17 protein-coding genes are annotated in these 18,491 nt (G+C 34.6%); 14 read left to right on the top strand and 3 right to left on the bottom strand.

Annotated elements, in window-relative coordinates; genetic code table 11:
- Positions 1–69 precede the first annotated feature (69 nt).
- The 3 genes from NBE98_RS06105 to NBE98_RS06095 all read left to right on the top strand — a co-directional run bounded on the left by NBE98_RS06105 (position 70) and on the right by NBE98_RS06095 (position 3,115).
- Positions 70–615: an MORN repeat-containing protein gene (locus tag NBE98_RS06105; protein WP_250813630.1), complete on the top strand. Its 546-nt coding sequence runs from the start codon at positions 70–72 to the stop codon at positions 613–615.
- A gap of 253 nt (positions 616–868) precedes the next feature.
- The gene (locus tag NBE98_RS06100; RefSeq protein ID WP_250813629.1) at positions 869–2,110 is read left to right on the top strand and encodes a serpin family protein; all 1,242 of its coding nucleotides are present in this window, start codon (positions 869–871) and stop codon (positions 2,108–2,110) included.
- Positions 2,111–2,230: 120 nt separating this feature from the next.
- Positions 2,231–3,115: a DegV family protein gene (locus NBE98_RS06095; RefSeq protein ID WP_250813627.1), complete on the top strand. Its 885-nt coding sequence runs from the start codon at positions 2,231–2,233 to the stop codon at positions 3,113–3,115.
- An 80-nt stretch (positions 3,116–3,195) separates the two neighbouring features.
- Here the strand turns inward: NBE98_RS06095 and amrS are convergent, their stop codons facing one another.
- Both amrS and amrA read right to left on the bottom strand, forming a co-directional pair.
- The gene (amrS, locus tag NBE98_RS06090) at positions 3,196–4,050 is read right to left on the bottom strand and encodes an AmmeMemoRadiSam system radical SAM enzyme (RefSeq protein WP_250813625.1); all 855 of its coding nucleotides are present in this window, start codon (positions 4,048–4,050) and stop codon (positions 3,196–3,198) included.
- 19 nt (positions 4,051–4,069) lie between these two features.
- The gene (gene amrA, locus NBE98_RS06085) at positions 4,070–5,476 is read right to left on the bottom strand and encodes an AmmeMemoRadiSam system protein A (RefSeq protein WP_250813624.1); all 1,407 of its coding nucleotides are present in this window, start codon (positions 5,474–5,476) and stop codon (positions 4,070–4,072) included.
- 152 nt (positions 5,477–5,628) lie between these two features.
- Between amrA and NBE98_RS06080 the strand changes: the two genes are divergently transcribed.
- Together NBE98_RS06080 and NBE98_RS06075 are read left to right on the top strand one after the other, a co-directional pair.
- Complete coding sequence (locus tag NBE98_RS06080; protein WP_250813623.1) at positions 5,629–6,873, top strand: ATP-binding protein; 1,245 nt, start codon at positions 5,629–5,631, stop codon at positions 6,871–6,873.
- Between the two features lie 16 nt (positions 6,874–6,889).
- Positions 6,890–7,573, top strand: coding sequence for a response regulator (locus NBE98_RS06075; protein WP_250813622.1), 684 nt, complete (start codon positions 6,890–6,892; stop codon positions 7,571–7,573).
- 237 nt (positions 7,574–7,810) lie between these two features.
- Here the strand turns inward: NBE98_RS06075 and NBE98_RS06070 are convergent, their stop codons facing one another.
- Entirely contained in the window at positions 7,811–7,960 is a 150-nt protein-coding gene (locus NBE98_RS06070) for a hypothetical protein (RefSeq protein WP_250813621.1), read from the bottom strand.
- Positions 7,961–8,333: 373 nt separating this feature from the next.
- Here NBE98_RS06070 and NBE98_RS06065 point away from each other — a divergent pair, with 373 nt between their 5' ends.
- From NBE98_RS06065 to NBE98_RS06025, 9 genes are all read left to right on the top strand, one after another.
- On the top strand, positions 8,334–9,755 hold the full coding sequence (locus tag NBE98_RS06065; protein ID WP_250813617.1) for a flavocytochrome c: 1,422 nt from the start codon (positions 8,334–8,336) through the stop codon (positions 9,753–9,755).
- 98 nt (positions 9,756–9,853) lie between these two features.
- Positions 9,854–10,198, top strand: a complete 345-nt coding sequence (locus tag NBE98_RS06060; protein WP_250813613.1) for an FMN-binding protein — start codon at positions 9,854–9,856, stop codon at positions 10,196–10,198.
- Positions 10,199–10,317: 119 nt separating this feature from the next.
- Positions 10,318–11,523: a LysM peptidoglycan-binding domain-containing protein gene (locus NBE98_RS06055; RefSeq protein WP_250813611.1), complete on the top strand. Its 1,206-nt coding sequence runs from the start codon at positions 10,318–10,320 to the stop codon at positions 11,521–11,523.
- A gap of 186 nt (positions 11,524–11,709) precedes the next feature.
- On the top strand, positions 11,710–13,671 hold the full coding sequence (locus tag NBE98_RS06050; protein WP_250813609.1) for a WG repeat-containing protein: 1,962 nt from the start codon (positions 11,710–11,712) through the stop codon (positions 13,669–13,671).
- 165 nt (positions 13,672–13,836) lie between these two features.
- The gene (trhO, locus tag NBE98_RS06045; RefSeq protein WP_250813607.1) at positions 13,837–14,838 is read left to right on the top strand and encodes an oxygen-dependent tRNA uridine(34) hydroxylase TrhO; all 1,002 of its coding nucleotides are present in this window, start codon (positions 13,837–13,839) and stop codon (positions 14,836–14,838) included.
- 119 nt (positions 14,839–14,957) lie between these two features.
- A complete protein-coding gene (locus NBE98_RS06040) occupies positions 14,958–15,947 on the top strand; it encodes a hypothetical protein (RefSeq protein WP_250813603.1) in 990 nt (329 codons plus the stop codon).
- Positions 15,916–16,581, top strand: a complete 666-nt coding sequence (locus NBE98_RS06035) for a DUF4129 domain-containing protein (RefSeq protein ID WP_250813600.1) — start codon at positions 15,916–15,918, stop codon at positions 16,579–16,581. Before NBE98_RS06040 ends, NBE98_RS06035 begins: the two co-directional genes overlap by 32 nt.
- Positions 16,571–17,563 carry a DUF4350 domain-containing protein gene (locus tag NBE98_RS06030; RefSeq protein WP_250813598.1) on the top strand — a complete coding sequence of 331 codons (993 nt, stop codon included), beginning with the start codon at positions 16,571–16,573 and terminating at the stop codon, positions 17,561–17,563. Before NBE98_RS06035 ends, NBE98_RS06030 begins: the two co-directional genes overlap by 11 nt.
- Positions 17,542–18,480: an AAA family ATPase gene (locus NBE98_RS06025; protein WP_250813596.1), complete on the top strand. Its 939-nt coding sequence runs from the start codon at positions 17,542–17,544 to the stop codon at positions 18,478–18,480. Before NBE98_RS06030 ends, NBE98_RS06025 begins: the two co-directional genes overlap by 22 nt.
- Positions 18,481–18,491: the final 11 nt, after the last annotated feature.

The raw sequence follows: 18,491 nt of genomic DNA, 5'->3' as shown, positions 1-18,491 counted from the left end.
TAGTATAGTTTTGAATTTTAGTTTAAAATAAAGTTTATCCTATACTATAAAATTTAAGGAGATAAAGATATGAAGAAAATTCAACTAAGTGATGCTAGTTTAAATAAACTTAAAGCAGGAACTGTTAAAACACACCAAAGCGAGCATGTTCACGGCGGAACCTATTTTGGCGAACGCAAGGACGGCAAGATGGATGGTCAGGGCATTTATATATACAAGGATGGAAGTAGATATGTAGGAGAATGGAAGGATAACCAAATGCACGGTCAAGGCACTCATACTTGGACTAATGGAGAAAAATATATAGGTGAGTGGAAGAACGATGAAAAGCATGGTCATGGCATATATATTTGGCCAGATGGCGACAAGTACGTTGGCAACTGGGAAAATGGAGTGAAGTCAGGTCAGGGAATATATACCTGGTATGATGGAGAAACCTACATTGGAGAATGGAAAGAAGATTTAAGACACGGTCATGGCATTCATAACTGGGCAGATGGAGATAAATATACAGGTGAGTGGAAGGACGATAAGAGAGAAGGAAAAGGAATGTATGTGTTTGCTGATGGAGAAGTGCAAATTGGTGAGTTTAAGGATAATGAGTTTGTAAAGTAAAATAGAAATTAAGAAATCCTGCGAGAATTTTTAATACTCGCAGGATTTTTTTATTACATATATAATGCAAAAGTTCTAATACATTAATGGTGTCCCAAAAACCCTTAAAGCTTGGGTATTTTGTGACAGCATTAATGTAAGAACTTTATTGCATTATATACAGATAAAAAAGTTAACAATATAACTTTTTCAATGAGCAAACGTATAAACTATAGAGGGTTGAGAAATTTTTTAAGAAGAGGAGAAGGGTAAAATGTATAGAACCAAAAGAATATTAGGGATTATTCTTTCTTTTATTATGCTGTCGGCTTCAGGCTGTTCAGCAGGAAAGCCAATAGAGGTAAATAATAAATATACTATAAAGGCTCAGCAGCTTGCTGTACCAGTGGATAAAATTAGTAACGCCAACAACAAGGTAGCTTTTAAGTTTCTAAGAGAAACTATAAAATCTAACAGTAAGGATAATATAGTAATATCTCCGCTAAGTTTAAACACTATACTGTCCCTTACGCAAAACGGGGCAGCAGGAAATACTAAGGTGGAAATGCTTAAGGCTTTGGAAATGGAAGGCTATGATGATAAGACTATAAACGATAGCTATAAAAATATCATAGCTCATTTCAACAGTTTAAAAGGAATTGAGACCAAGCTTGGAAATTCTGTTTGGATTGAGAAAGGCGCAGCTGTGAAAAAGGATTTCAAGGCAGCAGGGCAAGAGTATTATGAGGCTGAAATAAATGAACTTGATTTTTCAAAGAAAAGCTCAGTAGATTCTGTGAATAAGTGGGTTTATAATCATACAGCGGGAAAAATAGATAAGATAGTAGATTCCTTTGATTTAAACACCTACATGACTCTTATTAACACTGTTTACTTCAAAGGTAAATGGAGTAAGCCTTTTACTGAAAGTCATACTAAGAAGGCTCATTTTACTAATTCAGAGAGCAGAACTGAGAATGTAGATATGATGCAGGAAAGCTTGAGTGTGGAATATCTTAAAAATGACAGCTTTGAAGCAGTAAGAATTCCTTATGAGGACAATAACTTTGGTATGTATGTGTTCTTGCCAAACAAGAGCAGAAGTATAGATAAGCTCATGAAGGATATGAATTTGGAAAGCTGGGGCAACTGGATGAAGGATTTTAAGAAAGCGCAGGTTCAGGTTTCACTTCCAAGGTTTAAAATAGAATTTGAAGAAAAGCTAAACGATATGCTAATGGATTTTGGAATGAAAGAAGCTTTTGGAGGTAAGGCAGACTTTAGAAATATTACAGAGGAAACAAAGCTGTATATAAGCCTTGTAAAGCAAAAAAGCTATATAGATGTCAATGAGGCGGGTACAGAAGCAGCTTCTGCTACAGCAGTTGTTATGAAGAGTGTGTCTATTGAAGCTGATAAACCAATAAGTTTTACTGCGGATAGGCCGTTTATATATGCTATAGCTGATAAGAAAACTGGTCTTATTGTCTTTATGGGGAAGGTAGAAAAGCCGTAGCTTATAAAGAGATAAATTTTTCATCAATAGTATATATAATAAAGTTGTAAAGGTTTCTATTGTATGATAGCATTATTTTAACAGCATACGACAAATTATTTAAAAGAATGGAGCTATTATATGAAGGATTTTCAGATATTTACGGATTCATGCAGCGATTTACCTATAGACTATATAAATGAAAAAGGAATTAAATTTGCAAGTTTAAGCTGTAGCTACAATGGTAAAGAATATAGGGATGACTTTGGTCAAGACTTATCTCATAAAAAGTTTTTTGATGATTTAAGAAATGGTCAAATGCCACTTACTTCACAGCCTAGTGTAGAAGAATTCTATAGAAAGTTTAAAGAGATTGCAGACAAACAAAAGGACATACTGTATATATGTGTATCTACTGGCTTAAGTGGAACAGAAAATAGTGCCACTATAGCTAAAAACATGATTTTAGATGAAAATCCTGAGATTAATATAGTAATCGTAAATACTTTAACCGCATCCCTTGGACAAGGGCTTATGGTTATGAAAGCTGTTGAAATGAAAGAAACAGGAAGTTCCTTAGAGGAAATAGCACAGTTCATTGAAACTAACAAGCAGAACCTCAATACTTATATGACTGTAGATGATTTGAGCCACTTAAAAAGGGGTGGAAGGATATCTTCAACTGCAGCAATACTTGGAATGGTGCTTCATATTAAGCCTATACTCACAATAAATAACGAAGGAAAAGTTATGGCTCTTTTAAAGGTTAGAGGAAGAAAGGGCTCAATTTCGAAGCTTGCAGAAATCCTTGCTGAGAGAATAGAAAATCCAGAGGAACAGACTATTGGAATATGTCATGGGGATTGTATTGAGGAAGCTCTTGCTTTAAAAGATAGTATTTTAAAGCTGGTTAAAGTGAAAGATGTTATTATGAACTATACCGGGCCAGCAGTCGGGACTCACGGAGGTCCAGGTAATTTAGCTATATTCTTTATGGGAAAAGAAAGACAGCAGCATTTAATATAAATTTGGATCAAAAAATCACCTTAAATATAATCAATATATTTGAGGTGATTTTTTGCTACATTTCTTTAAAGATTTATATTTTAAACATTTCCAAGCCCTACTCTGTTGAGATATTTTTTAGCTGTTTCTTCAGCCTTGAACATAAAATCCACGTCAGTAGGAGGATTATTCATCTTGTATCTAGGGAAGTATCTTGATAGATGAAGAGGGATATTTCTGTCTATATTTCCTAAAAACGTAGCAATTTCCTCAATCTCTTCGAGGCTGTCATTCTCGCCGCTTACCACTAGTGTAGTCACTTCTACATGGCAGGACTTAGCAGCGATTTCAATTGTGCTTAGTACAGGTTTTAGGCTGCCGCCGCAAATATCTTTATAGTATCGATTGCTGAAGCTTTTTAAATCTATATTCATTGCATCAACATAAGGAAGAAGGGCTTTTAAGGGTTCCTCGCTTATATAGCCGTTAGTTACTAAAACTACTGCTTTACTTTCATCTGTTTCCTTCAAAAGTTTGGCACAGTCATACACATACTCATACCATATGCTTGGTTCGTTGTAGGTAAAGGCGATTCCTATATTGTCCTCTGTCGTAAGAACAGTTGAGACAAGCTGTTCCTTTGAAACAAATTGGCTGTCAGGTTTATGCTGGGATATACTGTAGTTTTGGCAGAATGAACAGGTAAAATTGCAACCAAAACTCCCTGCAGAAAGAATCCAGGTATTAGGCCTAAAATAATGGAGTGGCTTTTTCTCAATGGGGTCCAGGGCAAGAGAGGTTATTTCACCGTAGTTTAGATTATAAAGTTCACCATCCTCATGAAGCCTGACACTGCATTTTCCAAAGTGTCCATTTTCTATTACACAATTATGAGGACAGAGGTAGCAGTGTATTTTATCTTTTAGCTTTTCATAATACATAGCTTTTACTTTCATAATTTATCATCCTTTAAGCTTATTCTTCCTTATGTCTTATTACCTTAAATTTTTTTATAGTATAAGGCTCGTGCTGTCCTATGCCAGCCTTTTGAAGTGCTATAGAAAGCTGTTCCTCTACTGTATCTACGCCTTCAAGATCAGGCAGCAGCAAGCCTCTTCGTCCTCCGCTTGCAACTATTACTCCGTATTCCTTTGGATTCAGTTCAGTTTTTTCAGCCGGTAAAGGCTCTGTAAGCACATCTACAGAGAAATCTATATTCAAAAGTTCGCTTTCCTGAACCTCACCGAAGCGGGGATCCTCAACACCTGCCTCAATAGCATTTCGTACTATTTCTTCTGCAACAGAATCAGTTGTAGGCAAAAATGTTCCTATACAGCCTCTTAGCTCACCATATTTTTTTAAAGATACAAAAACTCCTCGCTTAGTATTTTTCATTTCCTCAGTTACATAGTTTGGTATATGTTTCATTGGTTTTCCTGTAGTTAGGTAGGTTGTTAGACTTTCTCTTGCAAGTCTAACATAAGGATTGCTTTGACTTAATTTCTTCTGCTGAGCTGCATTTTTAAGCTCTTCTAACTTTTTTAACATTGATTCACTCCCAGAGGCAGAGTGCAGACTCATAACTCCATAGCCAACCCCGAAGGTTCCTTCATAGCTTAAAAGCTCTCCAGTAAACTTTTTACCTTCTAAGGCTCCAAGCATTATTAGTACAGAACGTCTGCCGCATTCCCCAGCACTGCAGACAGTCTCTCTGTCCATATTAAAAAGCCCAAGTACATCTCCTTCCTGAAGCTTAGAAAGAAATTCCCTATCAAACTTTTCCCCATAAGGACTGAAGTCATAAGGTCCTTCTTCCTTAAGCCTGTGAGATAAATCTCCACTAGCTATAAAAATAGCATTTTCATCTAGGTTTTCTACAGCTTTAGCTATCATCATGCCAAACTTGTAAAGCTCCATATCACTAATGGGAGCGTATGTTATATGAACAAGTTTGTAGTTCTTATAGTATTTATCTATAAAATACAGTGGTACTAGAGCTCCATGGTCTATGCTAATAGAAGCGTTATATTGGTTTAAAAGCTCATTAGTAGCCATTACAGCAGGTATATCTTCTTGCATTGAAAGTTCAAATATTCTGCTAGTAAGTGATTTGTTTATATCAATATTAAGTGAAACTTCAGGAACACCAAAGTTTTTTAAACTACCTTTAATTTTATCTTCATATGCAAGTGCAATGGCATCCTGAAACATGGTGCCATGAGGTGTAATTACAATTATTGTGCTTGGAGCCTTTTCAGAGATTTCTTTTCCAAGTTTATTTAAGCTGCTACTTGTTGTACTTATTTTTTCTTCCTCGCCTCTTCCTACTTCAGGAATAACAATAGGAGGATGAGGCATTAAATAAAATCCATTTATGCTCATAAGCATGATCACTTCCTTTCATATAGAATTATTTTTACCTATTAGTGATATTAAAATTATATAAGCAATAAGAAATTTTCTTTCAAAATTTGTCGAAATATAATATAATGTGATTAGATTGTTAAAAATTTATTAAGCCAATGGGAGGAACTATGAAGCTTCAATATAAAATAATGGTTTTTATGACTATTATTCTTACAGTTACTCTAGGTATAGTAAGTTTATTTTCCTACTATGAAATGCAGGAAAATGTTAAGGAGCAAATGAGCAGAAATGTTCAAAACACTGCTGCGGTAATTGCAAGCATGAAAGATATTCAAGAGGCTATTGGAGATCCTAATGGAGCTGATAAGATTCAGGAAACAGTAGAAAGAATAAGACTTAAGACAAAAGTTCAATTTATAACCGTTATGGATATGGATGGGATAAGATACTCTCACCCCTTACCCGAGAAGATAGGTAAAAAATTTACTGGAGATGACGAGGAATCTTGTTTAAAAAATGGACAAACCTATGTAAGTGAAGCACAAGGAAGTCTAGGATATTCGTTAAGAGCATTTACTCCGATATATAAAGAGGGAACACAGGTTGGGGCAGTGTGTGTCGGAATACTTATTGGTGATTTGAATAAAGAATTTTTTAGCTTGCTTAAAAGGTTTATACCTTATATAGGCATAGGACTTTTTATAGGGGTTGTAGGTTCTGTTATCCTGGCCTATAACATTAAGAAAACTATTTTTGGAATGGAACCCAATGAAATTGCTTGGAAACTTAAAACCAAGCAAATGGCAGAAGCTTTGACAGGGTTTAAGGAAGTTGCATGGAACTTAAGAGCTCAGAATCATGAATTTATGAATAAGCTGCAGACTATTTCTGGACTAATTCAGCTTGAGGAGTATAACAAGGCTGTGGAATTTATACAGCATACTTCAAATGTAAGAAATGAGCTTATATGCACTTTAAGCAACAGTATAAAAGTTGCACCTTTAGCTGGACTATTGTTATCCAAGTATAACAAAGCTGCAGAAGCAAAAATCCAGTTTGATATAGATGAAAAATCCTACTTAAGCAGATTGCCTGACCGTATTAACGAAGACGAGTTGATTTGTGTAGTTGGGAATCTTATTGAAAATTCCATAGAGGCTGTTATGGGGAGTTCAGACGGCAAAATTGGTTTTTCTATCGAAGAAATGGATAGTAAAGTTTATATTAAAATTTCAAACAATGGGGCACCAATACCAGAAGAGTTTGGTAAGAAGCTTTTTGAAAGAGGTTCGTCAAGTAAAGAGGGCTTTAGAGGCTTTGGACTTAATAATGTTAAGCAAATAATAGATCAGGTTGGTGGAGAGATAAACTATACAACGGGAAATGAAACAACTTGGTATGTAACTATTTAGAATGGAGGTGTTTTAAATGATAAAGGTCATGCTAATTGAAGATGATCCAATGGTTATGGATATAAATACAAAATTTGTAGGTAAATTAAGCGGCTTCAAGGTTATTCATCGCACTGGAAATGTTGAAGAAGCTAAAGAAAAAATTCAGGAGCTTTCTCCTGATCTAATCTTATTGGATGTATTCCTGCTAAAGGGCAATGGTCTAGAACTTTTAAAATGGATAAGAAGCAAAGAATTAAGTTCAGACGCCATACTCATAACAGCAGACAAAAGCATTGGCGCTGTTCAGGAAGCCTTCAGATACGGTGCTGTAGATTATCTTGTAAAACCCTTCACCTTCGAAAGATTTAAGGAAGCTCTAACACAGTACAAAAAAAGATATGAGAGCATAAACGTGTGTGAGGAAGTGCAGCAGGATACTATAGATAAGTTTATTCTAAGTTCAGTTAAAGAGCCTATGGTTAAGGAGGAAATGAATCTAACTAAAGGTTTAAGTGTGCATACCTATGAGCAGATAATGATGGCAGCGCAAAATAAAAAATCCTTCTTTACTGCGGATGAACTGGCAGATGACCTTGGAATGGCAAGAGTTACAGTAAGAAGATATCTAGACTATATGGTTAAAGAAAACAAGCTGCAGCTAGAGGTTGAGTACGGAAAGATAGGAAGGCCGACACATTTTTATAGAGCTATATGCTAGCAAAACATTTTAAATCATCAGTTGCTGCTTTATCTCGCGGAAGAAAAAGTTAAAAAGTTAAAAAGTTAAGAAGTTAACTTCTTAACTTTTTAACTTTTTGCTCTGTGAAGGAGAAGGCTGCAAGGCCTTTTATTTATAATCACTTCAAGTATTTCGTTGACTTAGAAAAGGATACATAACTTGATTGCATAATTAGTGTATTCTCGTGCCATAGTTGTTCTATTTCAATCCTAACCTTTAATAAGGGTCTTTAAAAAAATATATTCCTATAGCTGCAATCACAGCCAACAGGATTGCAGAGGTTATTACTAGGATTTGATTTTTATTTTTTTTACCGTAGATTATTCCTATAATTGCAGCTATTGTTAAAATAAGACCTAGGGCCATACTTTATCACTCCTTCATTTCAAAATATATTTTTCTATATATTTATTTTGTCTACACTTTATCTAAAACATATACACTCTCATATTATTGATAATTGATACATAAAAAAGCTCAACTAATAATTAAGTTCGTTCACCCATTTTACAAGTTTGAAACAAACCATAATTAAATTATACCATATCTTGTATTTAAAGTATCAGTGTAGCTTATTACACCACAATTACAATGAATAAATTCAGATAATTTTTATGCTGCCAGCTATTACCCACTTAAAGACCATAAAGACCAAAAAGAAATAAAAGACCATAAAATTGATTGTTTGTTAATTAACAAATATACTTTTGGTATAACAACATTGGGAGGGGAAATAGGAATGAAGAAAAAGGTATTATCATTAGTTATGGCAGCATTGATTGCAGCACCTACAGCCATGTTTGCTGGATGCGCAAAGACAGAAAGTGCAGATATAGTTATTATAGGAGCTGGTGGAGCAGGGCTTTCAGCAGCAGTTGAAGCTTATGAAAATGGAACAAAAAAAGTAGTAGTTTTAGAAAAAATGCCTATAGTTGGTGGAAACACTAACAGAGCAACAGGAGGACTAAACGCAGCTGGAACTCCTCAACAAGAAAAGGCTGGAGTAAAAGACAGCGTTGAACTTATGATAGAGGATACTATGAAGGGTGGATACAATAAGAACAACCCTGAATTAGTTAAAGTATTAGCAACAAATGCTAAAGACTCAGTTGCTTGGATAACTAAACTAGGTGGAGACCTAAGCGACGTTGGTAGAATGGCAGGAGCAAGTGTTAACAGAACTCACAGACCAACAGGTGGAGGAGCAGTAGGAGCAGAAATAGTTGCAACTCTTAAGAAGGCTGCTGAGGATAGAAAGATAGATGTAAGACTTTGGAACAAGGCTACAGAAGTTGTTGTTGATAAGGAAGGAAAGGTTTCTGGAGTTAAGGCAACAAACAAAGAAGGAAAAGAATACACAATAAATGCTAAGGCAGTAGTTATAGCAGCAGGTGGGTTCTCAGCTAATGAAAACATGGTTGTTAAGTATGATCCAAACCTTAAAGGATTTGCTACAACTAACCATGCAGGAGCAACCGGAGACGGAATTGATCTTGCTACAAAGCTAGGAGCTAATTTAGTTGATATGAAGGAAATCCAAACACACCCAACAGTTGTGCCAGGTAAGGCTGTAATGGTTACTGAAGCTGTTAGAGGAAATGGAGCAATCCTTATAAATAAAGATGGAAAAAGATTTATAAATGAGCTTGAAACAAGAGACGTAGTTTCAAAGGCTATTCTTTCACAGAAGGATAAAGTTGCTTATCTTTTCTTTGACGATGGTATGAGGAAAAGCTTAAAAGCTACAGAAGAATACTTCAACATGAATTTAGTAACTGAGGCAAACAGTGTTTCAGAGTTAGCAGATAAGCTTAAGATAGATAAAACAGCTTTTGAAGCATCAATAAAAACCTACAACGATGCAGTTGCAGCTAAGAGTGATGCAGAATTTAAGAGAGCAGATATGCCAAGACAACTAAATCAAGGCAAAGTTTATGCAATAGAGGTTACTCCAGCTGTTCACCATACAATGGGTGGAATAGTTATAAACACAAATGCTCAAGTAGTAAATGCTGATGGACAACCTATAAAGGGCCTATTCGCAGCAGGAGAGGTTACTGGAGGGGTTCACGGTGGAAATAGACTAGGTGGAAATGCGCTTGCTGATATAGTTACATTCGGTAGAATAGCAGGAAGAAATGCAGCTGCTTTAGCAAAATAACAATAGCCCCCAATAATTTCATTATAGATAATTGACTAAGCTAATGTACAACTAGCTTAGTCAATACCCCTTATTAAGAATAGAAGGAGAGAAAACGTATGAAAAAAATAGTTAATATATTTGCAGCAGCAGCTTTAACTGCAGTATTATTAGTTGGCTGCAGCAGTGGAAAATATAAAGATGGAACTTATGAAGGTACTGGAAGAGGAGCTTCTTCTGATATAAAGGTTTCTGTACAAGTTGAAAAGGGAAAGATTAAAGATGTTAAGCTTGTAGAACAGAAGGAAACTAAAACTTTAGTTGAAGGTGTCCAACAAAACATGATTCCGGATATAATTAAAAAGCAAGGAACTGATGGAGTTGAGGCTATAAGCGGAGCAACAAATTCCTCAAAGGGAGTTTTAGAAGCTGTTAGCAAGGCTTTAGAGCAAGCAAAAAAATAGCAGGGGTTACTGCTATAGGTAAATTAGATGGAAAAGCAGGGTTTAGTTCCCTGCTTTTTTTTACCCTGAAATCGGTTATAATGGAACTACAAAAAATGTCGAATACAGGGGGCTATTTTATGAAAAGAAAACTTCTTTCAGTTGTAGTGTCAGCAATTATATTATCAAGCACATTTATTCCTACAGCGGCTTTTGCTGCAGAAACTCAAACAACCTATAACGTGGTTTCTGGTGATTCACTTTGGAGGATAGCTGCAGCTTACAAGGTATCAGTTAGTGATTTAAAGAGTTGGAATGGACTTACTTCCGATGTTATTTATGTTGGACAAACTCTAAAGGTTTCCCCAATACATATAGTTCAAGTTGGGGATACTTTATGGCTAATTTCAAGAAAGTATGGGACAACTGTTGATAGCTTAGTGAAGCTTAATAATTTAACTACTACAACCCTAAAGATTGGGCAAGTGATAAAGATAGCTGAAACAGCAGCTCCAATTTCTGTTTCAACAGGAACCATTGAGTATAAAGTGGTTTCAGGAGATAATCTATCAACTCTAGCGAAGAAATATGGTACTACAGTTGAAGATATAATGAAGCTTAATAATTTAACTTCTACAACGATATATGTTGGACAAGTATTGAAGATACAAGGAAGTTTAGTACAGACTCCTGCTCCTGCGCCGGTTCCATCTGCACCAGTTATTGAAACTGTGAACTACAAAGTGGTATCTGGAGATAATCTTTGGACTTTAGCTCAAAAGTATAAGACAACTGTAGATGCAATAATGAAAACAAACATGCTTGTTAAAGATTACGTTATGCCAAATCAAATATTGACTATACCAGTTAACTCAAATGTAGCAACAAAACCAGTAGGTATAACAATGATGACTGCAAGAGTAAATAGCAACTATGGTGATATCTATACTTGGGATAATGCCATGAGACTCTGGACAGTAGGAACAACAGGAACTTTAAGAGACCTTGCAACAGGAAAGACTTTTAACATTAGATACTATGGTGGCTCAAACCACAGTGACATAGTAACATTAACTCAACAGGATACGGATATAATGAAATCTATATACGGAACTTGGTCTTGGAACAATGATCATAAAAGACCAATGGTGTTAACTTTCACTAAGGGTGGAGTAAATTATCAGATGGCAGTAAGCTTAACGGGTATGCCTCATAGTTCCACAGACAATTATACAAACGGCATGGCCGGACATTGTGACCTATATTTTTACAATTCAGTAGGGCATTCAGATCCAGTAATAGATCCAGTTCACCAGGCAAATATATTAAAAGCAAACGGAAGATAATCAAAAACAGGAGGGGACTCCTGTTTTTTGTGTTTTAAAATATAAATTGAAATTTATTAGCCATATAAATTCTTATATTCCTATATTCTTGTATTGTTACCAATGCTGTAGAAATGTATATAAGCACAGTTACTACTTATATTTCATATGATATTTATAGCAACAATTTAATGAAGGGAATATGATATGCCGTGCAGAAACTGTTTAATTAGTATTGTTAATAATTTTTTACCGCCTGAAGCCAGATTGCTTATAAGTAAGGATCAATATAAGAGACCAGCTATATTTTTAAGAGATGTAGATAATGACTATGAAAACGAAGTGATTGCTTTTTATAGCTTAGAGGGAGCAAGATATACTATAGCTCTTAAGAGAGAAGAAAATAACTGGTATGTTTTATCTAATGTAAGTCAAAAATCACGATTGGATTTAGGAAATAAAGCAAGGAATTTATCTTTAGCTCCTGTTAAGGTTATAGGTGGAATTAAATACGGCTACATTGATAATAAAGGCCAATTTGTAATAAAACCTAGGTTCGACTATGCTTTTAACTTCCAGAAGAGTGGTCTTGCTATTGCAGGAGAAAATAATATTTTTGGGCTTATAGATACCAAAGGAAATTATGTACTTAAGCCTAAATATGACAGCATAGACGAATTTTCAGAAGGCAGGGCTATAGTTAGAGACAAGTCGGGTGCTAAGATAATAGATGAGGCTGGAAAAGAAATAACATCAAAGGCCTATAATTATATAGGAAGTTTTAGAAATGGTAGAGCACAATTTGGGGGATTAGGATCTTCAGAAAAATATATTTATGGATATTTAGACAGAATGGGCAATGAAGTAATACCTCAAAAATTTGAAGAGGCTAGCGATTTTATAAATGGAATAGCTTTGGTTAAAATAAATGATAAGCATTATGCTATTATAAATTTAAAGGGCAAGGTGCTTCAAACTTTTAATTATAACTTTGTTGGAAATTTAGGCGACGGATTATTAATCTTCCAAAAAGAGGCTGGTGAAAAATATGGTTATATTGACTTAAGAGGGAACATCGTAATACAGCCTCAATTTGAAGGGACACAAGGTTTTGAGAATGGAAGAGCTGTTATAAATGCTGCAGCTGGTTATAAAACTAAATATGGGCTTATCGATAGGAAGGGAAGTATTGTAATTAAGCCTCTGTATGATAATCTGAATTTGCTTGGAGAAAACAGGGTAAGTGTAGGAAAAGCTACAGACATTGAAAAGCCGTATATGGGTTCAAAGTATGCTGTTGCTGATACAAATGGAACCTTCCTTACAGATTTTATTTATAATAATATAGAAAAATATAATAGAGGCTTAGCTTCTGCCTCAGACAATAAAAATACATTCTTTATTGATAAGAGTGGAAGGATAGTAAAAACAATGCCAATTGTCAGCGGAGGTGGAAGTTTGATAATTCAAGGAGAATTAATAAAGGCTTTTGTGGATAATAGAACATCCTACTATAATATGCAGGGAAAGCTGGTTTGGAAGCAGAATACAACGATTCCTCTCGATAATCAGTATAAAGTAATTGAACAAAAGTTTAATCCTAATAAGGATTATTTGGTGTACTATCCACAAATAGAGGGAATGAAGAACAAAAGGGTACAACTTGATGTAAATAATAAGTTAAAGAAGCTTTCGCAGGTTAAAGACATTCCAGGAAATGTTCAGCTTGAATCAAGCTATTCTGGAGACTTTTCAGTAGAGTTTTTCAAAAAGAACTTGCTTGTTCTCGAATTAAATGGTTATGATTTTCCTTTTGGTGCAGCTCATGGCATGCCTACAAAGGCTTATCCGCATATAGACCTAGTAAGTGGAAGCTTTTATGAGCTTAAAGATTTATTTAAGCTAAACAGTAATTATGTAGAAGTGCTTAGCGATATCGTAGGAAATATGATAAAAACCCAGCCACAGTATGAATACGTATTTCCTGATTCTTATAAAGGCATACAACCCAATCAGCCTTTTTATATAGATGAAAATAATCTATACCTTTATTTTACACCATATGAAATAGCACCTTATGCAGCAGGATTTCCGACGTTTAAAATACCATTTAAAGATATAATGTCAATAATAAACACACAGGGCAGCCTCTGGAAGGCCTTCAATTAAAGACGTATCCCTTGAGATTTTTTATTCTCAAGGGATTTTTTATTGGAAATTGATATAAAGTTTTAGGTGATAATATTTATCATTTACAAATTATGCAGATTGTTTTATTATATTAGTAGCTAAAAAAGTTTAAAAATGATAATAGAGATTTAGAAAGGGCTAAAGATGAACAAGGAATATAGAGTTTTGCTATATTATAAATTTATTAAAATAGAAGATCCCGAGAATTTTGCTAAGGAGCATTTAGAGCTTTGCAAGCAGCTTGGGCTTAAAGGGCGTATTTTAGTAGCAGAAGAAGGCTTGAATGGCACAGTTTCAGGAACTGTAGAGCAAACTAATGCTTATATGGAGAAAGTTCATTCAGACTCAAGGTTTGCTGATATGGTTTTTAAAATTGATGAAGTAGAAGAAAATGCCTTTAAGAAGATGTATGTAAGAAATAGAAAAAGTATTATAACCTTGCTTCCAGAGGATGATATTAGTCCCAATGAAAAGGTAGGTGAATATCTAAAACCAGAGGAATGGTACGAAATGCTTCAAAGGGATGATGTGATAGTAGTTGATGGAAGAAATGACTATGAATATGAACTAGGACACTTCAAAGGTGCTATAAAGCCAGAAGTAAAAAACTTTAAGCAGTTTCCACAATGGATAGCAGAAAACTTGTCTGAATATAAGGATAAGAAAATATTAACCTACTGCACAGGTGGAATTAGATGTGAAAAACTTACTGGAGTATTTTTAAATCAAGGCTTTAATGAGGTGTATCATCTTGAAGGCGGCATAGTGACTTATGGAAAGAATGAGAACACCAAAGGAAGACTTTTTGAGGGTAAGTGCTATGTGTTTGATGAAAGAATTTCTGTGAAAATAAATAACACTGAGGAAGATGTAGTTGTATCGAGGTGCAAGCATTGCGGACAGCCTAGCGATAGATATATAAATTGCACAAATGACGACTGCCACGATCAGCACATCTGCTGTGAAGCTTGTGAGAAGGTGCATGAGGGCTTTTGTTCTGATAAATGTGTTGAACATGTGAAGCTTCATCCTAATAGAGACGCTAGAGTTAGACTTAAGGAAAAGCTAAAAGTTTATGAAAAATATAATCAGAAGCATATAAAGCTTGTGGAGGCTTCCAAGAGATTAGGCAAGCTTCAAGCTTAGAAGGTAAATATATACAAAAGATGTAATCCTTATTAGGTGATTATATCTTTTTATTTTTTACTTCTTATAGTAAAATAGAAATTAGCATTGTTAGAAAAAATTGGCATAGGAGATTTTATATGGGTATAATGAGTCTTTCAGAGATAATGGACAAATCAATTGAGATTTTACGAAAGCATGTGAAAAGCATAGCGTTATTTACTATAGGTTATGGAATTGTAGCTTTTATTTCTGTCCTATTAATTATAATTCTTGGTGTTATAATATCAGCTTTGTTTGCAGGACTGCTTGAAAGCTTTTGGCTTATGGGTATATTTTTAGCTTTCATAGGTATACTAGCTGCAGCTTTTGGTATAAGCCTTTATGCTGGAACTATTAAAATTGTTAGTCAGGAATACACAGGTGAAACAGTTTTTGCCCAAGATGCAATAAAAATTTCCTTTAAGAGCATTTTTAAGGTTTATGGAATAATACTTATTGGGGTATTAATGTTTGTACCAATTGGGGGCATATTTTGGCTTATTGGTAAGTCTGCATTTGGAATATTTGACAAGATGATGTTTAACCTTGATATGTATGCAGGAAGAGGTTTTTTATTTATAATACCACCGCTTATTTTTGTGCTGGCTATAGTCTTTGTGATAATGGCATATGCAACCTGGTTTGACTTTACCCTAAATATTTTAGTAATAGAGAAAAGAGGCATAATTGCTTCTATAAAACGAAGCTTTAGTTTGATTAGAGGCAGCTACTGGAAGGTATTTGGGTATACGCTTTTATTTAGCCTAACTGTATTTGCATTAAGGGCTTCTATTGACACTTTATTAGCAGTGGTTTCAGGATTAGTTTATCTAATTGCCAAGTTTTTAAATATTAGCGAAGATTTTATGACCTTCTTTAGTATAATTTATGGATATGCAAATTGGCCTATAAGCCTTATTACATGGATGGTGATAAGTCCTATATCTATCATAATGATATCTATGCTTTATTTTAATCAAAGATTTAAGAAGGAAGGTTTGGATATAGCCTTAAAACTTAAGGAAATTCAAAAAAATGAGGAAAGGAAGCAAGTAAGTGAAGTTACTGAGTTTAATGATTCCCTCTAAAGATAAGTTTGATGATGCTGTACATGGTATATTAAACCGTACAGAATATGCGCATTTAAAGAATCCTATAAAGGATTTTATAAAAGATATTAAGGATAATCTGTCAAATGCCTTACAAAAGTGGTTTAAGAAGAAGCTTTTAAATATGGATAATCCAGCTAAGGTTTCAGATACACTTTCAACAGTGTTCATGATAATTGGGATATTGGCTATCATGGCTATTATAGTAATTATAATAGTTAAGATTAATAAGACCTTTGAAAGAAAGAAAAGAGTTAAGGAGATACTCGGAGAAAAAATTGACCACAGGACTACACCAGCTACTTTAAGACAAAAGGCTTTAAGCTTTAAGAATACAGGAGATTTAAGACAGGCTGTTCGTTTTGAGTTTATTGCACTTCTGCTTTTAATGCATGAGAAAAATTTAGTTTATCTTGATGAGACTAAAACAAATGAAGAAATATTTAAGTATTTACGAAAGAGTAATTTTGATAGGGCAGATGTATTTAAAAGAATTTCAGATATATTCAATCAAACTTGGTATGGACACAGGCTAGCTGATGAGGAAAGTTATAATCAGTGGAGCGAAGGGGTTGAGCTTTTGTGGAAGAAGGTGATTGAATATGAAGGCTAGAAAAAGCAGAGATTTAATTATATTTTTAATCCTTATTCCAATTTTTCTTTGGGCAGCTTTTTTTGTTTCAAGCAGGATGGAAAATAAGCTTCCAGCTTATTCTGTTATAAACAAATCTTCTATGGGATCTAGTGTGTTTTATGAAACATTAAGGCAGCTAAAGCTTCCAGCAGAAAGAAGTTTGAAACCTGTAATTGAACATGATATAAATACAATTCAAATTGCTGCATCTGGAGGAAGCTTTAATTTGAATAGCGAGGAGCTTAAAACATGGCTTAATCAAGGTGGAACTTTAATACATTTAGCTCCAGAAAGCTTCCGTGTTGTAGAATTTGATTTGAAGCCTGAAATAAGAGGAAAGTTTATAATTTATAAATATGGAAATGGAATAGTAGTAGGATATGATGCTTTTCAAATAACAAATAAACAACTCATGAGCAATACGGCTGGAGCCTATGAATTGCTCGAAGAGATAGGCAAGCAAGGTAATAAAAAGATATATTTTAATGAGTCCCATCTGTATGATAAACCATCAAATAAAACTTTATGGGATTATGTGCCTTTATGGTTAAGGTTTTTAGTATTCCAGATTATATTGAGCCTGGCAGCATTTTTCTACTGCAAGGGCAAGCGTTTTGGAAAGCCTATAGCCTTATATGATGAAGTTGAAAGAACTGAAAATGAATATCTGTACTCAGCCTCTTCTTTATATAGACAGACGAAAGCATACGATTTGATAGCTGATATATACTACAGCAATCTATTAAGGCAACTGAAATCTAATGAAGAAGAATGGATTGAGGAGTGGGAAAGACAGGGGCTTGCAGAACTTAACAAAGCAAAGCAGGTTTATGAATTTATGAAGGATACAAAACTAAAGAAAAAGAATAAAGATTATACAAGAATTATCAGCGTTATTGAGCAGCTTAATAAAGTGTTAAAGAAAAGGAGAGATTTATATTGGAAAACCTTAAGAAAATAAATGATGAGCTTAAAAAAGTTATTGTTGAGCAGGAAGAGCTTATAGAACAGTCAATAATAAGCCTATTAAGCGGAGGGCACGTACTTCTTGAAGGGGTACCAGGACTAGCAAAAACCTTGATGGTTAGAGCACTTGCAAAGACACTTTCATTGGATTTTAAAAGAATTCAATTTACTCCAGACCTTATGCCAGCAGATATAACGGGTACAAGAATTTTTAATCTGCAGACAAGAGAATTTGAACTTAAAAAAGGCCCAGTATTTACAAACTTTATCTTAGCAGATGAAATAAATCGTACACCACCAAAGACACAGGCAGGCCTTTTAGAGGCAATGTCTGAAAACACAGTTTCTATCGATGGAGAGATGCATGAACTGCCTATACCTTATATGGTGTTTGCAACACAAAATCCTTTAGAGTATGAAGGCACTTATCCTCTTCCTGAAGCATTGGTAGACAGGTTTTTAATGAAGATTATTATTGATTACCCCTCTAATAATGCGGAGAAAGAGGTTTTAAAAAGGCATCATGAAGGATTCTCAAGTATTGATTTAGGCAAATGTAATTTAGAAAGAGTATATACCGCAGAGGACATTTTAAGAGCTAGAGAAGAAGTGAAAAAGGTTAAGGTGGAAGAAGCACTGTTGGAATACGTAGTAAACATAGTTTCTGAAACTAGAACTAATCCTACCATTGAAATAGGAAGCTCGCCAAGAGGCTCAATTGCACTGCTCCAGTGCTCTAAGGCTTGTGCTTATTACAATGGAAGAGACTATGTAATACCAGAAGATATTAAGAAAATGGCAATACCTACCTTGAGACATAGAATAACCCTAAAGCCTGAATTAGAGCTTGAAGGGGTGAGGTCCGATGAAGTTATTAGAGATATTTTATCTAAAGTAAAAGTACCAAGATAGAGAGCAGGGTG

The organism is Clostridium swellfunianum (assembly GCF_023656515.1).
Taxonomy (GTDB): Bacteria; Bacillota; Clostridia; order Clostridiales; family Clostridiaceae; genus Clostridium_AT; species Clostridium_AT swellfunianum.
The sequence above is the reverse complement of the archived record's forward strand: the minus strand, read 5'-3'. Positions and strand labels throughout refer to the sequence as shown.

Excerpts from the sequence above, each read along its gene's own strand:
- NBE98_RS06075 (WP_250813622.1), top strand. The coding sequence starts at position 6,890 with ATGATAAAGGTCATGCTAATTGAAGATGATCCAATGGTTATGGATATA.
- NBE98_RS06050 (WP_250813609.1), top strand. The coding sequence starts at position 11,710 with ATGCCGTGCAGAAACTGTTTAATTAGTATTGTTAATAATTTTTTACCG.
- NBE98_RS06070 (WP_250813621.1), bottom strand. The coding sequence starts at position 7,960 with ATGGCCCTAGGTCTTATTTTAACAATAGCTGCAATTATAGGAATAATC.
- amrS (WP_250813625.1), bottom strand. The coding sequence starts at position 4,050 with ATGAAAGTAAAAGCTATGTATTATGAAAAGCTAAAAGATAAAATACAC.
- NBE98_RS06065 (WP_250813617.1), top strand. The coding sequence starts at position 8,334 with ATGAAGAAAAAGGTATTATCATTAGTTATGGCAGCATTGATTGCAGCA.
- NBE98_RS06100 (WP_250813629.1), top strand. The coding sequence starts at position 869 with ATGTATAGAACCAAAAGAATATTAGGGATTATTCTTTCTTTTATTATG.
- NBE98_RS06060 (WP_250813613.1), top strand. The coding sequence starts at position 9,854 with ATGAAAAAAATAGTTAATATATTTGCAGCAGCAGCTTTAACTGCAGTA.
- trhO (WP_250813607.1), top strand. The coding sequence starts at position 13,837 with ATGAACAAGGAATATAGAGTTTTGCTATATTATAAATTTATTAAAATA.
- NBE98_RS06055 (WP_250813611.1), top strand. The coding sequence starts at position 10,318 with ATGAAAAGAAAACTTCTTTCAGTTGTAGTGTCAGCAATTATATTATCA.
- NBE98_RS06095 (WP_250813627.1), top strand. The coding sequence starts at position 2,231 with ATGAAGGATTTTCAGATATTTACGGATTCATGCAGCGATTTACCTATA.
- NBE98_RS06030 (WP_250813598.1), top strand. The coding sequence starts at position 16,571 with ATGAAGGCTAGAAAAAGCAGAGATTTAATTATATTTTTAATCCTTATT.
- NBE98_RS06080 (WP_250813623.1), top strand. The coding sequence starts at position 5,629 with ATGAAGCTTCAATATAAAATAATGGTTTTTATGACTATTATTCTTACA.
- amrA (WP_250813624.1), bottom strand. The coding sequence starts at position 5,476 with ATGAGCATAAATGGATTTTATTTAATGCCTCATCCTCCTATTGTTATT.
- NBE98_RS06105 (WP_250813630.1), top strand. The coding sequence starts at position 70 with ATGAAGAAAATTCAACTAAGTGATGCTAGTTTAAATAAACTTAAAGCA.
- NBE98_RS06040 (WP_250813603.1), top strand. The coding sequence starts at position 14,958 with ATGGGTATAATGAGTCTTTCAGAGATAATGGACAAATCAATTGAGATT.